The sequence below is a fragment of the Promicromonospora kroppenstedtii DSM 19349 genome (assembly GCF_000515355.1).
Lineage (GTDB): Bacteria > Actinomycetota > Actinomycetes > Actinomycetales > Cellulomonadaceae > Promicromonospora > Promicromonospora kroppenstedtii.
Genome location: NZ_KI911593.1, coordinates 6,879 through 14,305, shown reverse-complemented (window position 1 = coordinate 14,305; position 7,427 = coordinate 6,879). Strand labels below are relative to the sequence as shown.

Below are 7,427 nucleotides of genomic sequence, written 5' to 3'. Positions count from 1 at the left end.
GCCGAGGACCTGTCCGCCCTGATCCTGACCGAGGACACCGCGGGCTACGCGCTCGAGGTGCGCGCCGCGCAGTCCAGCGGCGACACCCGCACCAGGACGCACGACCGCGCGGCACTGCACCGCGCGCGGGCGCAGGCCTGGGCGCTGGTCGCCGGTGTCGACGGGACCGACCAGGACCCGCGCCGCGTCGCGTACGACGTCCCCGGCTCGGAGACGCCGACGACGGACCTGGCCCGCGACCTGGAGACCGGCCTCGCGCAGGACTACGCGACGCTGGTCGGCCTCTCCGAGCCGGGCACCCGCGCCGTCCTGGTCGCGCTGCTGACCGACTCCACGCTGTCCGCCGCCCGCTGGGGCGCCCCGGCGGTCCCGTTCCCGGGGCTGCCGGAGCGGGCCTGACGGCCGACCTCACGTCGTACGACCGGGACGCGACTGACGACCCGGGAGGCACCGGGCCGGCCCCGGCGAGGGGCGGCCCGGTGGAGGGACTCAGGCGAGGAGCGCCGCGACCTTCTCGGCCACGACGTCCACGATCCCGTCGACCGGGAACTGCTCCGCCTCGCCCGCACGCGGCTTGACCTCGACCACGCCGTCGGCGAGACCCTTGCCGACCACGACCACGAGCGGGGCGCCGAGCAGCTCGGCGTCCTTGAACTTCACGCCCGGCGACGTCTTGCCGGCCCGGTCGTCGTAGAGCACCTCGACCCCGCGGGTGGCGAGCTCCTGCGCGATCTTCTCGGCCGCGTCGAACACCGCGGCCTCCTTGCCCGCGGCGACCACGTGCACGTGGACCGGGGCGACGTGCGCCGGCCAGGCCAGGCCGCGCTCGTCGTGGTTGGCCTCGGCCAGCGCGGCCAGGGCACGCGTGACGCCGACCCCGTACGAACCCATGGTCACGACGGCCTGCTTGCCGTTCTCGTCGAGCACGACCAGGCCCAGGGCCTCGGCGTACTTGCGGCCGAGCTGGAAGATGTGGCCCATCTCGATGCCGCGGGCGAGCTCCAGCGGGCCGGAGCCGTCGGGCGCCGGGTCGCCGGCGCGCACCTCGGCGGCCTCGACGGTGCCGTCAGCCGTGAAGTCCCGGCCGGCCACCAGGTCGAACACGTGCTTGCCCGGCTCGTTGGCGCCGGTGATCCAGCGGGTGCCGGGCACCACGCGGGGGTCCAGCAGGTAGCGGATGGCCGGGACCTTCTCACCGTCCTCGCCCTCGATCTGCTCCCCCTGGGGACCGAGCGCCTGCGGCCCGATGTAGCCCTTGACCAGCTGGGGGAACTTCTTGAAGTCCTCGTCGGTGGCGGCCTCGGGCTCGGCCGGCGTCAGTGCCGCCTCGATGCGCTTGAGGTCGACCTCGCGGTCGCCGGGCAGGCCGACGACGACCAGCTCGCGGGTGCCGTCGGGCTGCACGAGCGCGAGCACCACGTTCTTCAGGGTGTCGGCGGCGGTCCAGGCCCGGTCGGGGCGCGGGAACTTCGCGTTCGCGACGTCGACCAGCGTGGCGATGGTCGGGGTGTCCGGGGTGTCCTCGACGTGGGCCGCGGGGGCGTCGTCGTACGGGATCGCCTCGGGGACCGGGGTGACCACGGCCTCCACGTTGGCGGCGTAGCCGCCGGCCGAGCGCACGAACGTGTCCTCGCCGATCGGCGAGGGCGAGAGGAACTCCTCGGAGCGCGAGCCGCCCATGGCGCCCGACATGGCAGAGACGATCACGTAGTCCAGGCCGAGGCGCGTGAAGATCTTCTCGTACGCCTCGCGGTGCTTCTGGTAGCTGACGTCGAGGCCCTCGTCCTTGACGTCGAAGGAGTACGAGTCCTTCATGATGAACTCGCGCCCGCGGATCAGTCCCGCGCGGGGGCGTGCCTCGTCGCGGTACTTGGTCTGGATCTGGAAGAGCGTGACCGGCAGGTCCTTGTACGACGAGTACAGGTCCTTGACCAGGAGCGCGAACATCTCCTCGTGCGTGGGCGCGAGCAGGTAGTCGGCGTCCTTGCGGTCCTTGAGGCGGAACAGGCCGGCGCCGTACTCCTCCCAGCGGCCCGTCGCCTCGTAGGGCTCCCGCGGCAGCAGCGCCGGGAAGTGCACCTCCTGGCCGCCGATCGCGACCATCTCCTCGCGGACGATCGCCTCGATCTTGGCCAGCACCCGCAGACCGAGCGGCAGCCACGAGTAGATGCCCGGGGCGGCCCGGCGGATGTACCCGGCCCGCACGAGGAGCTTGTGGCTGGCGACCTCGGCCTCGGCCGGGTCCTCGCGCAGGGTACGGACGAAGAGGGACGACATGCGCAGCACGTCGCCCTGAGTGAGGCGTGCGGAAGACATGGGGCACAGCCTATCCGCGCGGGGCCCTGCGGCTCGCCCGGAATTAGTGGTGCATGCCTTGCCGTGCGCCGCGAAGTCTCGGAGGATGAGGCCATGCCGGAGCTGCCCGAGGTCGCCGCGCTCGCCGACTTCCTGCGCGCGCGGACCGCGGGACGCACGGTCAGCGCGGTGGAGGTGGGCTCGATCGCGGCGCTCAAGACGTTCGACCCGCAGCCCGCGGCGCTCGCCGGAGGCCGGGTGTCGGACGTCGCCCGGCACGGCAAGTGGCTGGACCTTCAGGTCTCACTCGCCGGCTCGGAGGCCGACGGCGCCCCGCTCCACCTGGTCTTCCATCTCTCGCGTGGCGGCTGGGTGCGCTGGTCGGACGCCCTGCCCACCACACCCGTCAGGCCGTCGCTGGGCGGTTCCAGCCGGGGCGCCGTGCTCGCGCTGCGCGTGCGACTGGACGACGGCTCCGGCTTCGACCTGACCGAGGCGGGCACGCGCAAGCGGCTCGCCGTGCACGTGGTCCGCGACCCGGCCGAGATCGAGATGATCGCCTCCCTGGGCGTGGAACCGCTCGACCCCGGGTTCACGACCGAGGTGCTGGCCGGGCTGCTGGCGGCGAAGAACCAGCAGGTCAAAGGCCTCCTGCGGGACCAGCGCGCCATCGCTGGCATCGGCAACGCCTACAGCGACGAGATCCTGCTCGTGGGCCGGTTCAGCCCGTACAAGCTGACGGGCTCGTTCACGCCCGAGGAGACCGCCCGGCTGCACACCGCCATCGGCGACGTGCTCACGGAGGCGATCGCGGCGGCGTCCGGCAAGCCGGCCAAGGAGCTCAAGGACGCCAAGCGCGCGGGGATGCGGGTGCACGGTCGCACGGGTCAGCCCTGCCCGGGGTGGGACGGGACGCCGTGCGGCGACACGGTGCACGAGGTGTCGTTCGCGGACCGGTCGATGCAGTACTGCCCGACGTGCCAGACGGGCGGTAAGCCGCTGGCGGACCGCCGGATGTCCAAGCTGCTGCGCTGACGGGCGTCGCCGGCCGTGGTCCGGGTCGCCGGTCAGCGCGCGACTACTTCTTCTTCGAGGCCTAAGTTTCTTCGCTTTGCGGCGCGCGAAAGCGAAGAAACTTAGGCCTCGAAGGGGAGGGTCAGCCAGCGAAAAGTCAGAACAGGACCGTCGCGAACGTGCCGACCTGCTCGAAGCCGACACGCCGGTAGGCCGCCACGGCGCGCTCGTTGTAGGCGTTCACGTAGAGCGACACGATCGGCGCGACGGTGGCGCGGGTCGCGTCGACCACCGCCGCCATGCCCGACTCGGACCAGCCACGGCCGCGGAACGCCGGCTCGACCCAGACGCCCTGCACCTGGGCGACCCCGCCGGCCACGGCGCCGAGCTCGGCCTTGAAGCCGACGGCGGGCCGCCCGTCGCCGTCGGGCACGAGGCGGACGAACGACCGGCCCTCGGAGATGAGCGAGCGCACCCGCTCCGCGTACGCGGAGCCGCCCGAGGCGATCGGCGAGTAGCCGACCTCCTCGGTGAACATGCGCACGCAGGCGGGCAGCACGAGGTCCAGCTCGGCCGGCACGGAACGGCGGACCGTGGGCTCGGCCGGCACGGCGGGCGCGGTGCCGATGGCCATCGACGGCTGGTCGGCGCGCACGTCACGGGCCGGGGGCCAGTACGGGGACAGCCGCTCCCACAGCCCGAGCGCAGCCCGCTGCTCCCCCACGATCGACGACGACCGCCGCCCGTAGAGACGGGCGACGGTCGTGAAGGCGGCGAGCGCCTCGGCGCGGCGGGCGGGATCGGCGATCGGGACCACGGGCACCAGGTTGGCGCCGGACCAGCAGACCGCCTCCAGCGGGCCGACGGCGGGGAACCCCCACGCCTGGCCCGCGGCGGCACCGAACCCGGAGCGGAACGCGATCTCCAGCCGGGCGGTGGCGAGCACCGAGGCGACGGGATCCAGGGCGCAGACCGCCAGCGCCTGCGGCAGGTCGTTCCGGGTCAGCGCCCGGGCGACCACCTCGCCGGTGCCGTCCGCGCGAATGTCCCGTTCGCCCGGTTCGTGCGGTCCGTCAGGGCGCGCCCCGGCCGGAACCGGGGTGCGCCACCGAGACATGCCTTGCTCCGTTCGAGTCTGACCCTTCAGTATCGCCCGAGCCTGGGATCCGGCGCGGCTCAGCCGACCGAGACGACCGGCGAACCGGCCTGTGCCTCATTCTCCGGCGTGGGCATCTCATCCGCGATCCGCATCGCCTCTTCGATGAGCGTCTCGACGATCATCGCCTCGGGGACGGTCTTGATGACCTCGCCCTTGACGAAGATCTGGCCCTTGCCGTTGCCGGACGCCACGCCGAGGTCGGCCTCGCGGGCCTCACCCGGGCCGTTGACGACGCAGCCCATGACGGCGACGCGCAGCGGGACGGTCATGCCCTCCAGGCCTGCGGTGACCTTCTCGGCGAGCGTGTACACGTCCACCTGGGCGCGACCGCACGACGGGCAGGACACGATCTCGAGCTTGCGGGGGCGCAGGTTGAGCGCCTGCAGGATCTGGTTGCCGACCTTGACCTCCTCGACCGGCGGGGCCGAGAGGGAGACGCGGATCGTGTCGCCGATGCCCTTGCTGAGCAGGGCGCCGAACGCGGTGGCCGACTTGATGGTGCCCTGGAAGGCGGGGCCGGCCTCGGTGACACCGAGGTGCAGGGGCCAGTCGCCGCGCTCGGAGAGCAGCTCGTAGGCGCGCACCATGACCACGGGGTCGTTGTGCTTGACCGAGATCTTGAAGTCGTGGAAGTCGTGCTCCTCGAAGAGGCTGGCCTCCCACACGGCCGACTCCACCAGGGCCTCCGGGGTGGGCTTGCCGTACTTCTCCAGGATGCGCTTGTCGAGCGAGCCGGCGTTGACGCCGATGCGCAGCGAGACGCCGGCGTCCTTCGCGGCGGCCGCGATCTGCTTGACCTGGTCGTCGAACTTGCGGATGTTGCCCGGGTTGACGCGGACGGCGGCGCAGCCGGCGTCGATCGCGGCGTACACGTACTTGGGCTGGAAGTGGATGTCCGCGATCACGGGGATCTGCGACTTCTTCGCGATGATCGGCAGCGCCTCCGCGTCGTCGGCGCTCGGGACGGCGACGCGCACGATGTCGCAGCCCGCCGTGGTGAGCTCCGCGATCTGCTGGAGGGTCGCGTTGATGTCGGTGGTGGGCGTGGTGGTCATCGACTGCACGCTGATGGGTGCGTCACCGCCCACCTCGACCTTGCCGACCTTGATCTTGCGGGTCTTGCGGCGAGGGGCGAGGACCGGCGGGGGTGCTGCTGGCATGCCGAGGCTGATTGCGGTCACGAACTCAAGTATCCACTCTTCGAAGGGGTCAAAACGTACTTCGTGCGCGGCGTCACGTGATTCGCACGGGATCCACCAGGTCCGCCACGATGAGCACGCCGCCCACCCCGAGCAGGACGAGGAAGACCACGTAGGCCACGGGGGTCATGCGGGCGACGTCGGCCGGGCCGGGCAGGACCGCTGCCCCGCGCACCCGGGCGACCGTGCGCTTGCCGCCCTCGTAGAGGGCGTTGACCAGGTGCCCGCCGTCGAGCGGCAGCAGCGGGATGAGGTTGAAGACGAACAGCGCGATGTTCAGGCTGGCGAGCAGGCTCAGGTAGATCATCACGCGGTCGAGGATCGCCTCGTCCAGCGCCATGATCTGGCCGCTGATGCGTGCGACACCCACCATGGACTGCACCGAGTCCTGCGAGCGCTCCTCGGAGGTGAAGGCCTGGGTGGCGGCGTCGGCGACCCGGACCGGGAGGGTGGCCACCATGGTCGCCGTCTGCCACGTCATGTTGCCGACCTCGGGCAGCACGCGGGAGATGGGCTGGGGTTCGCGGACCTGGAGCGGGGAGAAGCCCACGAACCCGCCCGGCTCGGTGAGCGGCTCGCCGTCGGCACCCAGGACGGCGGCGCCCTGCTCGTCCACGACGGGGCGCTCGGTCTCGGCGGGGGTGACCTCGAGCGTGACACGCTCGCCGTCGCGGAGCACCACGACGTCGGACTCGCGGCCCGCGGAGTCGTTGATGAGGCCGACCAGCTGCTGCCAGCCGGTCACCTCGGTGCCGCCGAACGAGACCACCTCGTCGCCCGGCCGGAGCCCGGCCGCGGCGGCGGGCGCGGCGGGCCGACCCTCGCAGTCGTCGCCGGCGGCGCCTGACGTCGCGGACGCCGGGACGCACTCGGAGAGCTGCGCGACCGTGGTCGAGACGGCGGGCAGGCCGTAGCCGATCAGGATGACCGCCATGAGGAACGTGGCGATCACGAGGTTCATGAACGGCCCACCGAACATGACCACGAGCTTCTTGGGCGTGGAGAGGTTGTAGAAGGCGCGGTGCTCCTCACCGGGCCGCACCTCGGCGACCGACGCGTCACGCGCGTCCGCCACGAGCTCGTTCCAGAAGCCCTTCTTGCGCGGCGTGCCCTCGGGGGCGGGCGGCATCATGCCGACCAGGCGCACGAAACCGCCCAGCGGGATGGCCTTGATCCCGTACTCGGTCTCGCCCTTGGTGCGCGACCAGAGGGTGGGGCCGAAGCCCACCATGTACTGGCTCACGCGGACGCCGAACTTCTTGGCCGGGATCATGTGCCCCAGCTCGTGCAGGCCGACGGAGACGATGACGCCGACCAGCAGGACGAGCACACCAACGATGTGCGGAACGATGCTCACGGGACCGAGACTACGACACCTGGCTGACAGCCTGACGGAGCCCGCACGGCTCCCCTCCGTACGGCCACCCGACGTTCACCTCGCGGCGAGAACATGGTTATTCCTTGAAACTCTGGTTACCGATCATTAACCTGACGACATGTCGGTTTCGTCTGTCCCGGGGTACCGGGAGCTGCACGCGCACGGCCCGGCCTCCCTCGCGGAGAGCCTGACCTCGATCTTCCAGACCGAGGCCTGGTCCGCCGCGGACGGTGACTCCCGCGTGGCCCGGCAGCTGCGTGAGATCGGCGTGGACGTCAGCGAGATCTGGGCGGCCTCGCGCTGGAACATGGGCGACGACGGCGACGCGCCGAACCGCCGCCACCCCGTGCCGGGCGACCCGCGCGGCCCGCAGACCGCCGCC

7 protein-coding genes are annotated in these 7,427 nt (G+C 72.0%); 3 read left to right on the top strand and 4 right to left on the bottom strand.

Annotation, left to right across the window (positions count from 1 at the left end; all coding sequences use genetic code 11):
* A partial coding sequence (locus PROKR_RS36770) for a DUF4439 domain-containing protein (RefSeq protein ID WP_036959407.1) occupies positions 1 to 399 on the top strand: 399 nt, incomplete at its 5' end.
* Positions 400 to 489: 90 nt separating this feature from the next.
* Here PROKR_RS36770 and PROKR_RS02865 read toward each other — a convergent pair.
* A complete protein-coding gene (locus PROKR_RS02865; protein ID WP_245605672.1) occupies positions 490 to 2,316 on the bottom strand; it encodes a proline--tRNA ligase in 1,827 nt (608 codons plus the stop codon).
* Positions 2,317 to 2,409: 93 nt separating this feature from the next.
* Between PROKR_RS02865 and PROKR_RS02860 the strand changes: the two genes are divergently transcribed.
* Positions 2,410 to 3,330, top strand: coding sequence for an Fpg/Nei family DNA glycosylase (locus PROKR_RS02860; RefSeq protein WP_036959406.1), 921 nt, complete (start codon positions 2,410 to 2,412; stop codon positions 3,328 to 3,330).
* A gap of 136 nt (positions 3,331 to 3,466) precedes the next feature.
* On the opposite strand, the gene PROKR_RS02855 is transcribed toward PROKR_RS02860, so the two are convergent.
* The 3 genes from PROKR_RS02855 to PROKR_RS02845 all read right to left on the bottom strand — a co-directional run bounded on the left by PROKR_RS02855 (position 3,467) and on the right by PROKR_RS02845 (position 7,024).
* Positions 3,467 to 4,426 (bottom strand): GNAT family N-acetyltransferase, encoded by a 960-nt coding sequence (locus tag PROKR_RS02855; protein WP_084800216.1) that lies wholly within the window; start codon positions 4,424 to 4,426, stop codon positions 3,467 to 3,469.
* Positions 4,427 to 4,485: 59 nt separating this feature from the next.
* Positions 4,486 to 5,628, bottom strand: coding sequence for a flavodoxin-dependent (E)-4-hydroxy-3-methylbut-2-enyl-diphosphate synthase (ispG, locus tag PROKR_RS02850; protein WP_020016826.1), 1,143 nt, complete (start codon positions 5,626 to 5,628; stop codon positions 4,486 to 4,488).
* Positions 5,629 to 5,701: 73 nt separating this feature from the next.
* Positions 5,702 to 7,024, bottom strand: coding sequence for a M50 family metallopeptidase (locus tag PROKR_RS02845; RefSeq protein WP_281171665.1), 1,323 nt, complete (start codon positions 7,022 to 7,024; stop codon positions 5,702 to 5,704).
* A gap of 139 nt (positions 7,025 to 7,163) precedes the next feature.
* On the opposite strand from PROKR_RS02845, the gene PROKR_RS33590 reads away from it, so the two are divergent.
* On the top strand, positions 7,164 to 7,427 hold a 264-nt coding region (locus PROKR_RS33590), incomplete at its 3' end, for a hypothetical protein (RefSeq protein ID WP_036959404.1).

Excerpts from the sequence above, each read along its gene's own strand:
- PROKR_RS02860 (WP_036959406.1), top strand. The coding sequence starts at position 2,410 with ATGCCGGAGCTGCCCGAGGTCGCCGCGCTCGCCGACTTCCTGCGCGCG.
- ispG (WP_020016826.1), bottom strand. The coding sequence starts at position 5,628 with ATGCCAGCAGCACCCCCGCCGGTCCTCGCCCCTCGCCGCAAGACCCGC.
- PROKR_RS02865 (WP_245605672.1), bottom strand. The coding sequence starts at position 2,316 with ATGTCTTCCGCACGCCTCACTCAGGGCGACGTGCTGCGCATGTCGTCC.
- PROKR_RS02855 (WP_084800216.1), bottom strand. The coding sequence starts at position 4,426 with ATGTCTCGGTGGCGCACCCCGGTTCCGGCCGGGGCGCGCCCTGACGGA.